This is a genomic window from Ruegeria sp. CH8 (assembly GCF_056536985.1).
Genome location: NZ_JBQFQR010000005.1, coordinates 35,756 through 48,630, shown reverse-complemented (window position 1 = coordinate 48,630; position 12,875 = coordinate 35,756). Strand labels below are relative to the sequence as shown.

14 protein-coding genes and 1 tRNA gene are annotated in these 12,875 nt (G+C 55.9%); 9 read left to right on the top strand and 6 right to left on the bottom strand.

Annotated elements, in window-relative coordinates; all coding sequences use genetic code 11:
- Positions 1-658 precede the first annotated feature (658 nt).
- The 3 genes from ACR0ER_RS07060 to ACR0ER_RS07050 are packed head-to-tail and all read right to left on the bottom strand — an operon-like array spanning position 659 to position 2,165.
- Positions 659-1,261, bottom strand: a complete 603-nt coding sequence (locus ACR0ER_RS07060; RefSeq protein WP_480768312.1) for an NAD(P)H-dependent oxidoreductase — start codon at positions 1,259-1,261, stop codon at positions 659-661.
- On the bottom strand, positions 1,258-1,650 hold the full coding sequence (locus tag ACR0ER_RS07055; RefSeq protein ID WP_480768311.1) for a nuclear transport factor 2 family protein: 393 nt from the start codon (positions 1,648-1,650) through the stop codon (positions 1,258-1,260). Before ACR0ER_RS07055 ends, ACR0ER_RS07060 begins: the two co-directional genes overlap by 4 nt.
- Before the next feature lie 20 nt (positions 1,651-1,670).
- The gene (locus tag ACR0ER_RS07050) at positions 1,671-2,165 is read right to left on the bottom strand and encodes a nuclear transport factor 2 family protein (protein WP_480768310.1); all 495 of its coding nucleotides are present in this window, start codon (positions 2,163-2,165) and stop codon (positions 1,671-1,673) included.
- A 141-nt stretch (positions 2,166-2,306) separates the two neighbouring features.
- On the opposite strand from ACR0ER_RS07050, the gene ACR0ER_RS07045 reads away from it, so the two are divergent.
- From ACR0ER_RS07045 to ACR0ER_RS07015, 7 genes are all read left to right on the top strand, one after another.
- The gene (locus ACR0ER_RS07045) at positions 2,307-3,203 is read left to right on the top strand and encodes a LysR family transcriptional regulator (RefSeq protein WP_480768309.1); all 897 of its coding nucleotides are present in this window, start codon (positions 2,307-2,309) and stop codon (positions 3,201-3,203) included.
- A gap of 544 nt (positions 3,204-3,747) precedes the next feature.
- Positions 3,748-4,932, top strand: coding sequence for a tyrosine-type recombinase/integrase (locus ACR0ER_RS07040; protein WP_480768308.1), 1,185 nt, complete (start codon positions 3,748-3,750; stop codon positions 4,930-4,932).
- Between the two features lie 813 nt (positions 4,933-5,745).
- A complete protein-coding gene (locus tag ACR0ER_RS07035) occupies positions 5,746-6,111 on the top strand; it encodes a hypothetical protein (RefSeq protein WP_480768307.1) in 366 nt (121 codons plus the stop codon).
- Positions 6,112-6,398: 287 nt separating this feature from the next.
- A complete protein-coding gene (locus tag ACR0ER_RS07030; protein ID WP_480768306.1) occupies positions 6,399-7,067 on the top strand; it encodes a hypothetical protein in 669 nt (222 codons plus the stop codon).
- Positions 7,068-7,170: 103 nt separating this feature from the next.
- Positions 7,171-7,395, top strand: a complete 225-nt coding sequence (locus ACR0ER_RS07025) for a helix-turn-helix transcriptional regulator (RefSeq protein ID WP_480768305.1) — start codon at positions 7,171-7,173, stop codon at positions 7,393-7,395.
- A 133-nt stretch (positions 7,396-7,528) separates the two neighbouring features.
- Complete coding sequence (locus ACR0ER_RS07020; protein ID WP_480768304.1) at positions 7,529-7,750, top strand: hypothetical protein; 222 nt, start codon at positions 7,529-7,531, stop codon at positions 7,748-7,750.
- Between the two features lie 183 nt (positions 7,751-7,933).
- Positions 7,934-8,755 (top strand): hypothetical protein, encoded by an 822-nt coding sequence (locus ACR0ER_RS07015; protein ID WP_480768303.1) that lies wholly within the window; start codon positions 7,934-7,936, stop codon positions 8,753-8,755.
- A 366-nt stretch (positions 8,756-9,121) separates the two neighbouring features.
- On the opposite strand, the gene ACR0ER_RS07010 is transcribed toward ACR0ER_RS07015, so the two are convergent.
- Positions 9,122-9,197: transfer RNA gene (locus ACR0ER_RS07010), tRNA-Lys, on the bottom strand.
- 212 nt (positions 9,198-9,409) lie between these two features.
- On the opposite strand from ACR0ER_RS07010, the gene dapF reads away from it, so the two are divergent.
- Positions 9,410-10,252, top strand: coding sequence for a diaminopimelate epimerase (gene dapF / locus ACR0ER_RS07005; protein WP_480768302.1), 843 nt, complete (start codon positions 9,410-9,412; stop codon positions 10,250-10,252).
- Entirely contained in the window at positions 10,249-11,505 is a 1,257-nt protein-coding gene (gene mtaB, locus ACR0ER_RS07000) for a tRNA (N(6)-L-threonylcarbamoyladenosine(37)-C(2))-methylthiotransferase MtaB (protein ID WP_480768301.1), read from the top strand. The genes dapF and mtaB overlap by 4 nt, the downstream gene beginning before the upstream one ends.
- 12 nt (positions 11,506-11,517) lie before the next feature.
- Here the strand turns inward: mtaB and ACR0ER_RS06995 are convergent, their stop codons facing one another.
- Positions 11,518-11,931 (bottom strand): nuclear transport factor 2 family protein, encoded by a 414-nt coding sequence (locus ACR0ER_RS06995; RefSeq protein ID WP_480768300.1) that lies wholly within the window; start codon positions 11,929-11,931, stop codon positions 11,518-11,520.
- Between the two features lie 144 nt (positions 11,932-12,075).
- Positions 12,076-12,861, bottom strand: coding sequence for a cytochrome c1 (locus ACR0ER_RS06990; protein WP_480768299.1), 786 nt, complete (start codon positions 12,859-12,861; stop codon positions 12,076-12,078).
- Positions 12,862-12,875: the final 14 nt, after the last annotated feature.

The window sequence follows — 12,875 nt, the reverse complement described above, 5'->3', positions numbered from 1 at the left end:
ATAGGTTTGAAGAAGGCTCTTTTGCGACTGGCGCATCGCGATGGGTTCCAAAGCAGCAGCAAGTGCGTATCGCGTGTCGTCGATGTATCGGATATGTGCGTCCGAAAACCCTGCCTCCGCGTTCGAGGTGAAGCTGGTGCCCTGCACCGATCCATTGCCATGCTCCAGCGGGATGGCCAGAAAATCGGTGGCGCCTGTTTCGGCTAGCTCGGCATAGACCGGATGTTCCGTCAGAAGGTCGAGATTCGTCAGGCTTTTGCGCAAGGTGCGCCGCTGCGTGACGACATATTCAAACGGGCTGCCGTGCCACGCGCTGGTTGCCAGAACCGTGGTCGGCACGGTGTAGCGGCGGGTTTCTTCTGGTGTCCAGATGATCCCCCACGCGCTGAGCAAAGGGTTGGAGTAATTCTGGGCGATCCGTGCGCGGGCCAAAGGTACGCCAAGCGCTGTCAATCCTTCGCAATACCCTTTGACGATGAGCCTCTCGTCGCCCAGCAGGCGGCCTTTGGAAATCAACCAGTGGTTCAAGTGATCAGTCTCGGTCACTGTGGTCTCACACTCTGGTACTGCGCTGATAGTCTACCTGTCATTGACCGCGAAAGAACCCGCGTCGGTTGAAAAATTCGCCTTTTTTTACCCGACGCGGGATCGGCCGGCATCAGCTCACTGCCGCCGCCAGTGAGGGGTCGTCTTCCAATTGCTTGAGCAAACGGGCCTGTCTTACCTTGGGGTCCAGCTCGGGGTCGCTCAAATAGGCCAGCATATGGGGCACGTTTTCGTCAATCTGTTCCTGACAGGCCACCGCCATGCCATGGGCCGCGAAAGGCCTTAGATACGTCATATCGGCCAGGTTCGCCGTCTGTTGGAACGGTTTCAGAAACTCTGCCATCGTAAAGTTGTTGTATCCGCCAGCGTGATAGCTGTGCTCGGGACCTCCGGTCGAGACAAGGATGAGGAACTCGCGGCCTTTCAGTTGATCACCGCCCGGCCCATAGGCGAAACCATAGTTCAGCACCTGATCCATCCAGGCTTTCATCACCGGGGGCGCGGAATACCAGTAGAATGGAAACTGGAACACGATCCGGTCATGGGCCAGCAAGAGGGCCTGTTCGGCTTCGATGTCAAAACGCATCTCACCGCCGCCAATGGCGGTCAGATCGCGGGTTGTCACGTCGGCGGCTTCTGAAAGTGCATCAAACCATGCGCGGTTGATGCGCGATTTGCTTAGGTCCGGATGAGCTGTGAGCACGAGGGTTTTCATGTATCTGCCTCTTGCAGGAGTGTTGCGGAATAATGGGTGATCAGCGGGCGGCCATCGGGTCGTTTTTCAAAGCGCCAGTTTTCCTGAACGCGGGCTTCAATGTGGTCCCCCGCAAAGGTCGTGGCGCGAAACAGAACTTCGAACTGGGCTGCGCCGGGTGTGATTGTGATCTTGCTAACGTGATGCTCGGTTGGACGTTGCAAGGTTTCAAGCACGTCACGATACCAAGCACGCACGCGATCATGCCCGTTGAGAGTGGTATCGACGTCAGGCATGTCCCAGTCCACATCTGGGTGGAGGTCAGGCAGGAACGCGTCGATCGGATCCAGCCTGTCAAACCGGGCAAACCAGTCGGTGATGAAACTGCGGATTTCGGGGTAATCGGTCACTTGAATCACCTATTGATGGTTTACTTGGCCAGTCGCTCAGGGATCGGAGCCAGTGAGTATTGGGACCAGAAAAACGTGTTTGCCGCATCCTGATCGGCGGACAAGTTGGTGGCTTCGACGATCTTGCCATTCTCGATCCGGTAGACGAGGGCCCATGTCGTATCGACATTCGGTTTGCCATCGGCGTTCGACCAGCCACGGTGGATATCGACCACATGGGTCTCGTCCGCGCCGAAATAGATGGGTTCGGCCTGAAATCCGGCGGTGCCCAGTTGTTCGAAAAAGGCCAGCACCTCATCCCGACCGGTCTTGGTTCCAGACAGGGGATGGCGGCCCGGGATGTGCCATTTGACGTTCTCGTCCATCACGGCTGCGATGCCGTCCAGATTGTTGGCGCCATAGGCGGTAAAGAAGTCCTGTACGACCTTGATGTTGTCTTCGGGGGATGCGGCCATGGTAGTCTCTCCTGTGATCAGCGCAGCGGTGAGGGCAGCAACTTTGGTCAGAGTGTTCATCTTGTTTCCTCCTGAATACGTGGTGACAGCCTTCTGGGCTGCGATGACACGAAGATAATAACTCCGATGGTACGTGATAATTCATTCTTCATTCACTTCTTTCATGTATACAGTCTAATAATGGAGTAATTCGGGGACACTATGCGCCTGCCACTTTCCACCCTCGAGATCTTTACCGCCATCGCGCGCCATGGGTCGTTGCGTGCTGCGGCCGAGGTGCTGGGCATAAAACCGTCGACCGTCAGCCATCAGCTGAAAGCGCTGGAAGAACAGCTGGGCACCGCGCTTTTTGTCCGGACGACCCGCTCAATCAGCTTAACAGAAGCCGGACAGGCCCTGATCCGTGGCGCAGGCCCTGCCTTCGACCAATTGTCCGAAGCAGTCGAAAGTGCCCGCAGCACCGGTCACGCCGCGCGGGGCACGTTGAAACTGGCGATGCCGGAATTCGCCTACCACCTGTATGTTGGTCCGGCGCTCAAGAGTTTTTGCGGCGAATACTCCGAAATCGAACTGGAACTGTCGCTGACCGATGCGCTGTCAGACATACTCGGCGAGGAGTTGCATGCTGGATTCCGTCTGGGGGATCGTGTGGCGCAGGATATGGTGGCAGTGCGGTTGACGCCGCCGCTGGTGGTGACCGTTGTCGCCAGCCCGGATTATCTGGCGGCACGGGGCATCCCAGAAACGCCGCGTGATCTGCTGGGGCACACCTGTATCCGCTACAGGTTCCAATCCTCGGGCCAAATAGCCCCGTGGAGCTTTCAATCGAGCGAGGGAGCGTATGACGTCGATGTGCAGGGCAATCTGATCGCCAACGCGCTTCCAGCCTCCGTCGATCTGGCTAAACGAGGGCTGGGCCTCGCCTATACATTCAAGGACTATGTCGACACCCAGATCGCTGCAGGAGAGTTGCAATCGGTTCTGGACGACCACATGGGCCCCACTCCTGGTATTTTCATGTATTTCCCGCGTGAGTATAAATCCATGATGCCCCTGAGGCTGTTCATCGACCACATAAAGACCCAGCAACGTATTTGAGCCTGCGCGCGCAGGCCCCACATATCGAATATTGCCAGCCGGAGCCGCCCTTGCCCCTAAGATACGCTGATACTACCCGTCAGAACCGTTGCTGAACAGTGATGCGATGCAGCGCCCTTCGGCGGCTGGATTGATGTCCGTGCGGTGTTTTCGCGCCGAACCTGATCGGATGCCAGAGGAGGTGTTTTCGGAACACCACACACGTTTAATGAAACGGTTTTCTACACGTTTCTACGTCAATCTATGCAGCGTGGTTGCTAGGTGGTTGCTGTAAGCGTGAGAAGATCTCGCTTATTTTTGCCAACCCTTTGAAAAAAGTGGTGAGCCGTGCAGGATTCGAACCTGCGACCCACTGATTAAAAGAACGGCCAGAGCCATTTCTCCGCTTTTCGCCAGATTTCGCCACATTAACAAAAATGAAGCGAAAACAGTAATTTACATTGACCACGCTTGCGCCTTGAAGTCATGACTTACTCCAGAATTCGCCGCCATTTGCTTCCGTATAGCTTCCGGAAGCAGGCCGGAAGCAAGGAGTGTTCTGGATATGTTCAAACTGACCAAACGCGCGGTAGAGGGGCTTTCTATTGAGGCCAAGGAATACCTTGTCTGGGATCGGGACATGCGCGGCTTTGGCCTGCGGGTCTATCCGTCCGGCAAGAAGACTTATCTGGTTCAGTACCGGGCTGGACGCCGGACGCGACGGATCACCATCGGGCAGCACGGCGTCCTGACTGCCGAGGAAGCGCGGACGCAAGCCAAACAGCTTTTGGGTGACGTGGCGCGCGGGTCGGACCCTTCAGCCGAGAGGCAGGCCAAACGGCGCGCTCCGACCGTGGCGGGGCTCTGTGACCGTTTCCTAGAGGAATATGTCGACCAGCACTGCAAGCCGACCACTGCCCGCGACTATCACAGTGTGATCCGCCGGTTCATCCGGCCCAAGCTTGGCCCTATCCCGATTGCCGAGGTGACCCGCGCCGATGTGGTGGCCTTTCATCACGGGCTGCGCAAAACGCCCTATCAGGCCAACCGGGCGGCGGCGATGTTGTCAAAGCTGTTCAATCTGGCCGAGGATTGGGGATTGCGGCAACCCGGATCGAACCCCGCACGCCGGATCAAGAAATTCCGCGAAGAAGAAAAGAAACGCTACCTGTCCGACGCGGAACAAATACGGCTTGGCGAAGTGCTGGCAGAGGCGCTGGAAGATGGCACAGAGACTGTTTACGTGGTTTCGGCACTGCTGTTGCTCATTTACACCGGATGCCGCCTCAGTGAGATTCTGACGCTGCGCTGGGACTATGTAACGTCGCACCATCTGGAATTGCCGGACAGCAAAACCGGACGCCGCCGCATCCCCCTGCCGAGGGAAGCCTATGACATCCTGATGGATCTGCCCCGGCAACCGGGCAATCCCTACGTCATATTGGGCGAGTCAGAAACCGGGCCGCTCAACAACCTGCAAAAGCCGTGGCGGCGTATACGTAAGGCGGCTGGTCTGGACGACGTCCGTATACACGATCTAAGGCACACATACGCCTCAGTGGCGATGAGAGACGGGATCGACCCGTTCACCCTTAAGGAGATTATGGGACATAAGAACCTGACCACGACCCTGCGGTATGCACATCTGGCAGATGATGCGGTGCAGCGGGCGGCGGGATCGGTGGCATCGCGGCTGGCTCGCGCCGTACGGAAAGACGTGCGGGTCACCCCTTTGCGGGTCGTTCAATAGTCTCAGATTGCTGCGATCCGCCGCTTTGGCAGCAAAGTCGCAAGGTGAAACTTGGGAGCGGGTATTTGGAGCGGATGCCGCTAGGTAAGGTTGTGCACCGAATCTCTGAACCCCAATCGCGTTGCCAAAAAACAACGCGCAACACCCGAGTTCTTTTTTTGACGCGAGAAAAATAGGCACAAAAAGTCTTTGTAAAACAAACATGAAATTTGCCGCTTAAATTTTAGGCAAACAGAACGAAACCTTTAGTTTTTAAGATGAAACGCGTATTCAACACCAATTTATCCGCGCACTTATCCACAGAAGTCGTGGATGTCTTACGTGTTGATTGAAGTCAGCAGTCATGTAAAACAGGTGATTCCAAGAATCTGGGTTACAGACCTGCATGATTCATCGTTGGAACTCCCCCGCGAATTATCGGAAGTGAGCTTGGCCCGGCTTGCTGGTTTCAGCGCCAATTGACCCTGCGCTTCGTATGGAGCAAAGCGCGCAGGGCGTCGTGATGATTTACGGCTTTTGAGTTCGGTGCTCCTGCGACACCACCAAGGGTTGTTGTGTTCACCTACATTACACAGGGACCAACTTAGGAGCCGCGACACCCTACGTATAGGTATAGCTGATTAAGTGATGACCCCAAATCGGTCGCGGTGAAACTCTCCACCTTGCGTGCAATCGCTAGGCAAACACCGATATGAATCAGTGCCTGCGAGAGATTTCAAACCGGACACCGAAAAAAGTCTCAGATTGCCACTGTTAAGCCTCATTCTCGTAGTCAGTCCGAACCATAACCGCATGTATGTAAAGGAGTATTTCATGCGCAGGTTTTTCACTGCCGTTGCCCTGTTGTCTTTTGTTGCTGCCTGTGCGCAGTCGCCAGATAAGGTCGGTGCCACGTATGTCAGCCCGGCTATCTTCGATGGGCGTTCGTGCCAGCAGTTGCACGCCGAGCGCAACCAGATTGCAAGCAACGTTAACAAGTTGACGGCAGACCAAAAGAAAGCCGCGACGGATGACGCAGTTATTACAGGCGTGACACTGGTTCTGTTCTGGCCTGCCGCGTTAGCAATGGCTGCCACACAGGATCATGCCGACCAGTTGGCGGCGGCCAAGGGGAACTACGACGCCATCACGCAGGCCATGCAGGCGAAGAATTGCCCGCAAGTCGGGGTGACTGGTTAAAGCTAACTAGTAGCAACAAGGAAAGGGGGGCGGTAAGGCGTGCTCCCTTTTCTTACGGTGCTTTGCCGCCGCCAACTTTTCCAGCAATACGGCACGTCTCCAAGACTGTACTCAAGAAACTCAGCGTGCGCGGCCAAGAATAAGAGAAACTCAGCACAGCGGGTTGTTCAGTAACGTTACCTTACATAGGGAAAGCAGCAAGGAACTCGGCGCTCTACATATAGGTTACGTTACATAGAGCACCACGCGGCAACCATAAGATAGATAACAACATAGGCTCAGGACATATGCTGGGTAATCACGACGAGAAAAGCGAATTAGACTTAGAAAACATGTGGAGCCAGATGCGTCTCCCCTTACCCGTCGCGGAAGGGTTTATTACGGACATTGGTTGGATTTCTCAGCACTACCACCCCAAAGATCGGCGAATAGCACCACTGCCAGCGAAAGAGCGCAAAGCAATCTACAGCAAGCTAGACAAGACCGTCAGTTCTTTGCTGGACCAGCTTTCCAACTTACCGCCTTCTATCCAATGGGAGTTTGACGAAGTAGGTATGGGCAACGAGCCGGAAACCTACTTTGAAGACTCGTTGGGTTCTGATCACGAAGGTCTTGGCTACAGCGAGCATCTCGTAGATGTGGTTCAAGAAAAATTGCCAAAGATACAATTCCTGATTGGCGAGGCACTGGAACAGCACAAGCGTCCGCGTGCCAGACCGAAGCAAAATGAAAGTCTGGAAGAAACAATCCAGAGGCTCGCGCAGGTCTTCCAACATTATACTGGCCGCAATCCGATGGAGAAACGCCGCTACGACGAAACCGACTTGGATCAGCCTTACAAAAGTGACTTCTTTAGTTTCCTATATGCATTCTTCTGGGTTGATCCCAACCACAGGTTCCCGACATCGCAAGCCATCGGCAACGCGACATTGCGCGTGTTTGGCCTTAAAAAATAGGGGATGTCATAAATGGACAGATTTTGAGCCATATATGACATTAGAATAATCCGCGCCTACGCTGCATTCTGGTTGCAACGAAACGAAATGCAGCGAGGCGACCATGCAAGCACAGATTGACCCAGATTACTTCGACCGGCTTATCGACGAAAAAGAAGCCGCCAACTACCTTTGCTACTCCGTTCGTGCCTTGCAGAACTGGCGCGTGCGAGGCGGTGGCCCAATGTTCGTAAAAGTGTCCGGTCGCTCTGTCCGCTATACGCGTCGCGATCTGCAAAAGTGGATTGCCGAAAAGCGCATTGCTAACACCAGCGCCGCACCTTCCTAACATTTGAGTTTTGCCCGCTCAGAGTTGGCAGCGCTGAGCGGGATTTTGGGGCCGGATGGCTCTCAGGGGCGCGGGGTGTCGCCACCTCGCGCCCTTTCTGTGCCTGCCAAACGGTTCAAACAAGGAGTTCACCATGACACAGCAACCCGCATTCAAATTCAAAATCGGGCTGATCAACGCAACGATCTGGGACAATGACGGGTTTTTCTCCGTCGATATCTCACGGTCCTACAAGAACGGGGAAGGTGACTGGCGTACCACCAGTGCGTTTTCTCACAATGATCTACTGAACGTCGCCAAATGTGCTGAACGAGCAGAGAATTGGATTTCTCGGAAGCAAGCTGCCACCAGCTAATAGCATCCGCCGGGCTTACTGCCCGGCCCTAAAACAATGGCTGCCCCGCCGGAGGCACTATTGAAGGGCGCATCAGCGCCCGCCACTTTGCAAACCCTAACCAAATCACGCGGCGTTCGCCGAAAGAGGGGGGTGATTGTAGCACCCCCCTCTGGAAATACCGAAACCCAAGGAGACCCAAAAATGCAAGTTGTTCATCGAGGCTTCGACACAATCGCACTTTCGATTCAGGCGAATATCTCGCAGGAGCTATTCGACATGTTGAATACCGAAAGGGAAAGAGCCGAAGAAGTGCGGCATCCCGTTCCGTTCAGCTATGGTGGCGCGGACTTTGATTTGTTGCCCCACGGTGGCAACGGATATCGCTTTATCCTCAAGGGCGGGCCCTTGGACGTTACTTGGTTCATCAAGAAGCCAAATGCGCGCGACCCGTGGGGCATTCGGGTATCAGTCGGCTCAACGCTTCTTGCGACGCAAGGACTCGGGTATGCACGAGCCTACATAGACAAGACCCTTGCTCGGCTCGGAATCCGCTTCGAGTCTCACCAAGTCAGTATCAGCCGCGCCGATTTTTGCGTTGATATCCTCGCGCCGGAATTCGAACTTGTTCCGGAAAATTTTGTCATTCACAGCCATACGAACCGAGCGGATTATCTTGCCGCTCAAGATGACATGCGCAGCAACGGTAAATCCGGTCAGTTTACGTCTGTCACGGTTGGTAAAATGCCGGGACGGCAAGTCATCATCTATGACAAACGCAGAGAAGTCATCGACAAGAAAAAGCCGATCTGGTGGGACATTTGGAACACCAATCTTGAACGGGATGGTTCATCCCATTTGGATCATTCTAATACCTCTCAGAGTCGCGTGTGGCGTGTTGAGGTTCGTGCGGGAAAAGACTTGCTTAGCCGCTGCAATGAGATGCGCTGTCCCTTAATATCCGCAACGGCGTACATGTGTTCTTCCCGCGATATCACCGCATACCAATTGTGCTGCAGTACTTGATGGGCAAATCTCTTGTCCACCAAAGCAACAAGATTACGACTTGTCGGTATCAGAGAAAATTCTTCGGGTTCGAGTGTATCGGCCAGAGCGAGAATGCTCCGGCGCATACGATCTATAAAATCAGTCATGGCAGCTTCAATGTTAATACAAGAGCAAACGGTTCTTAGGCCCGGATGCAAATAGTAGACCCGCCTGCGTTGCGCTGCAAAACTGCTACCACGCGCTCATCACTGATGCTGGACCTGTGACTCTACCGCAACGTATTAATTCTTGGTCGCGGTGCTTCCGTATTGCTTCCGGTATTCAGTCAGCCAGAATCAACAGCGCGCGAGCGACTGCACAAGATTTTGATATTACTGAAAAAAGTGGTGAGCCGTGCAGGATTCGAACCTGCGACCCACTGATTAAAAGTCAGTTGCTCTACCAACTGAGCTAACGGCCCACTCTTTTGTCTGGATCTTGTCGATCCGTGGCGCTCTCTAAGGCATTTTCCCGACCGGGTGCAAGTCCTTATTTTACGCCTCGTTTCGCCTTCACTTAACTTGTTTCCAGCGTCCCGATAGGCGGCCTAATTAGGCAGGTGGCGAGGGGGGGTCAACCCCTTTTTTCAGGAATCTTCACCGCAGGGTGGATTCCTTTCCAACGCAGGGTTATATGCGCGCCATGCAACGAATGCTGACCTCCGGTTTGCCCTTCATGAAGATGCACGGGCTGGGCAATGACTTTGTCATTGTCGATGCGCGCGCGCAAAGCGTTGAGATTACACCCGCCCTGGCGCGGGGAATCGGACATCGGCAGTTCGGTGTCGGATTCGACCAGCTGGCCGTGATCGAAAACGGCGAATCGGATGCGCATCTGGTGTTCTACAATGCCGATGGGTCGACCTCGGCCGCCTGCGGGAATGCCACGCGCTGTATTGCGCGTTTCCTGATGGAGGAAACCGGCAAATCCGAGCTGACGCTGACCACCGAACGCGGCACTCTGTATGCACGCGATGCAGGCGAGGGGCTAACCTCGGTCAACATGGGCGCGCCGCAACTCGACTGGCAAGAAATCCCGCTGGCCGAAGAGGTCGACACGCTGGAACTGCCGATTGAGGGCGGACCAACCGCCACCGGCATGGGCAATCCGCATTGCACCTTCTTTGTTGAGGACGCCGAGGCCATCCCGCTGACAGAATTCGGTGCGCGCTACGAATACCACCCGCTCTATCCCGAGCGCACGAACGTGCAGGTGGCACAGGTTATCGGCCCCGACCACATCCGGATGCGGGTGTGGGAACGCGGCGTGGGCATCACGCTGGCTTCGGGATCGTCTTCCTGTGCAACCGCCGTTGCCGCCGCACGAAGGGGTCTAACCGGGCGCAAGGTGCAGATCGACCTGGACGGCGGCACCATCTGGATCGACTGGCGCGAGGATGGCGTCTGGATGACCGGACCCACGTGTCACGTATTCTCGGGCACCCTGACACCCGAGTTTCTGAGGACGCTGGGATGAGTGCCCCCAAATTCACCACTCTGGGCTGCCGCCTGAACGCCTATGAAACCGAGGCGATGAAAGAGCTGTCGCAACAGGCCGGCCTGACCGATGCGGTTGTGGTGAATACCTGCGCTGTCACGGCCGAGGCGGTGCGCAAGGCGCGGCAGGAGATTCGTAAACTGCGGCGCGAAAACCCCAACGCACGGCTGATCGTGACGGGATGTGCGGCTCAGACCGAGCCCGAAACATTCTCACGGATGGACGAGGTCGATGCTGTCATCGGTAACACCGAGAAAATGCAGCCCGAGACCTGGAAAGGCATGGCGGCGGATTTCATCGGCCAGACCGAAGCGGTGCAGGTCGACGACATCATGTCGGTCACCGAAACCGCCGGCCATCTGATCGACGGATTCGGCACCCGCTCCCGCGCCTATGTGCAAGTCCAGAATGGCTGCGATCACCGCTGCACCTTCTGCATCATTCCCTTTGGCCGTGGCAACTCACGCAGCGTCCCTGCTGGCGTGGTGGTAGACCAGATCAAGCGGTTGGTGGACCGGGGCTATAACGAGATTGTTTTGACCGGCGTGGACCTGACCTCATGGGGCGCCGATCTGCCCGCGCAACCCAAGCTGGGCGATCTGGTGATGCGTATCCTGAAGCTGGTGCCGGACCTGCCGCGCCTGCGGATCAGCTCGATCGACTCGATCGAAGTGGATGAAAACCTGATGCAGGCCATCGCCACCGAGCCCCGCCTGATGCCGCATCTGCACCTGTCGCTGCAACACGGGGACGACCTGATTCTGAAACGGATGAAACGCCGCCACCTGCGTGACGATGCCATCCGCTTTACCGAAGAGGCTCGCAAACTGCGCCCCGCGATGACCTTTGGCGCTGACATCATCGCGGGCTTCCCGACTGAGTCCGAGGCGCATTTCGAAAACTCGCTGAAGCTGGTCACCGACTGCGACCTGACCTGGCTGCACGTCTTCCCCTATTCCAAGCGCGAAGGCACCCCCGCAGCCCGGATACCGCAGCAGATCAACGGAAACCTCATTAAGGATCGTGCCGCCCGTTTGCGTGCTGCGGGTGAAGCTCAGATCGCTAAACACCTGAGAGCCCAAGTTGGCGAAGCCCATCGCATCCTGATGGAAAACCCGCATATGGGCCGCACCGAACAATTCACCGAGGTCACGTTCAGCGCCCCTCAAACTGAAGGGCAGATCGTAACCGCCAGAATTTCCGGTCATACGAACACTCAACTGACTGCCTGAGCGGGACCTTGCTCAACCGGTGACAGCTGATACGGCGGCGGTGTCGTAGAATTCCTCGTATTCGCAGACCAATCCGTCGCGAAACCGGCAGATGATCACAATCGGTGTTTCCACCTTCTTGCCGGACACCTTGTGCTTCCAGGCGCATTCACCGATTCCGACGACTCGATCATCCTGAGCGATAGTGTCTTTCAAAGTCCAGTGTTCCATTTCGAACGCGGCTGTCAGGTCTTCTAAATACTCCCGCATCTCAGCCCTGCCATCGCGCGAGCAGCTGAAATCCAACCCGTACTTTCCCCGGCCCAGCGAGCGCATACACAGATCCTCGGTTGTGTACTTTTCCCACATCCCTACGTCCGAAGCCTTACAGTCGTTCCACTCCTCAAAAGCCTTCCACATCTTTTTGACATTGTTCTGCGTGTCCATAACCCGCTCTCCCAAATGAATTGCACTAAAAATACATGCCCTCAAAGCATTCAGGGCGGGGTGAGTATAGCATCGTGAAACTCTCAAACAAAAAAAGGCCCGGCGCAACGCACCGGGCCTCTATGAATTCATAGGTTAAAGCGATCAGACGGTCTTCTTACCCTTCACAGCGGCCCAAAGGCGCTTGTTGACAAGGTACAGCAGCACCGACAGCAGCGACAGGAAGATGACGCCGACGAAGCCCGAGTATTTGCGCTCCATCATCTTCGGCTCGGCCGTCCACATCAGGAAGGCAGCGATATCCTCGGACATGGCTTCAACTGTGGCCGGGTGACCATCGGTGAACTCAACCTGATCGTCGGCTAGCGGCGGTGCCATCGAAATCCAGCCACCGGGGAAGGCGGTGTTTTCGTAAAGAACCGTGCCCGCCTCTTCTTTTTCGTGGCCGGTATAGCCATCCAGCAACGAGGCGATGTATTCCGCGCCACCCATGCCTTTGAAGAACTGGTTGATACCCAGACCGTAGGGGCCGTGGAACCCGGCGCGGGCCTTGGCCATCAGGCTGAGGTCCGGAGCGCCAACGCCGTCATTGGCCGGGAAGTGATCGGTCGGGATCGCCGGGCGGAAATCGTCCAGCTCAGGATCGAACACTTCGAAGTTGCCCGCCGCATAGGCGATGACTTCTTCTTCCGAATAGCCCAGATCTTCCAGCGTCCGCAGTGGCACGTATTTCAGACCGTGGCAGGCCGCGCAAACCTCGGTATAGACCTGAAGGCCACGCTGCAGCTGGTTTTTGTCCCAAGTGCCGAAGGGGCCTTCGAAGGAAAAGCTGAAGTCCTCGATATGCTGCTCGCCGCCACCTGCTGCGAAGGACGCAGCAGGAGCAAGGGCCAGAGCAAACGCGGCACCGATTGCAAGTTTCTTGAACATGATTCCGGTCCCTC

What these genes read in the sequence shown, in the direction of transcription:
- ACR0ER_RS07060 (WP_480768312.1), bottom strand. Translation starts at nt 1,261, where the DNA reads ATGAAAACCCTCGTGCTCACAGCTCATCCGGACCTAAGCAAATCGCGC.
- ACR0ER_RS07050 (WP_480768310.1), bottom strand. Translation starts at nt 2,165, where the DNA reads ATGAACACTCTGACCAAAGTTGCTGCCCTCACCGCTGCGCTGATCACA.
- ACR0ER_RS07045 (WP_480768309.1), top strand. Translation starts at nt 2,307, where the DNA reads ATGCGCCTGCCACTTTCCACCCTCGAGATCTTTACCGCCATCGCGCGC.
- ACR0ER_RS07040 (WP_480768308.1), top strand. Translation starts at nt 3,748, where the DNA reads ATGTTCAAACTGACCAAACGCGCGGTAGAGGGGCTTTCTATTGAGGCC.
- ACR0ER_RS07035 (WP_480768307.1), top strand. Translation starts at nt 5,746, where the DNA reads ATGCGCAGGTTTTTCACTGCCGTTGCCCTGTTGTCTTTTGTTGCTGCC.
- ACR0ER_RS07030 (WP_480768306.1), top strand. Translation starts at nt 6,399, where the DNA reads ATGCTGGGTAATCACGACGAGAAAAGCGAATTAGACTTAGAAAACATG.
- ACR0ER_RS07025 (WP_480768305.1), top strand. Translation starts at nt 7,171, where the DNA reads ATGCAAGCACAGATTGACCCAGATTACTTCGACCGGCTTATCGACGAA.
- ACR0ER_RS07020 (WP_480768304.1), top strand. Translation starts at nt 7,529, where the DNA reads ATGACACAGCAACCCGCATTCAAATTCAAAATCGGGCTGATCAACGCA.
- ACR0ER_RS07015 (WP_480768303.1), top strand. Translation starts at nt 7,934, where the DNA reads ATGCAAGTTGTTCATCGAGGCTTCGACACAATCGCACTTTCGATTCAG.
- dapF (WP_480768302.1), top strand. Translation starts at nt 9,410, where the DNA reads ATGCGCGCCATGCAACGAATGCTGACCTCCGGTTTGCCCTTCATGAAG.
- mtaB (WP_480768301.1), top strand. Translation starts at nt 10,249, where the DNA reads ATGAGTGCCCCCAAATTCACCACTCTGGGCTGCCGCCTGAACGCCTAT.
- ACR0ER_RS06995 (WP_480768300.1), bottom strand. Translation starts at nt 11,931, where the DNA reads ATGGACACGCAGAACAATGTCAAAAAGATGTGGAAGGCTTTTGAGGAG.
- ACR0ER_RS06990 (WP_480768299.1), bottom strand. Translation starts at nt 12,861, where the DNA reads ATGTTCAAGAAACTTGCAATCGGTGCCGCGTTTGCTCTGGCCCTTGCT.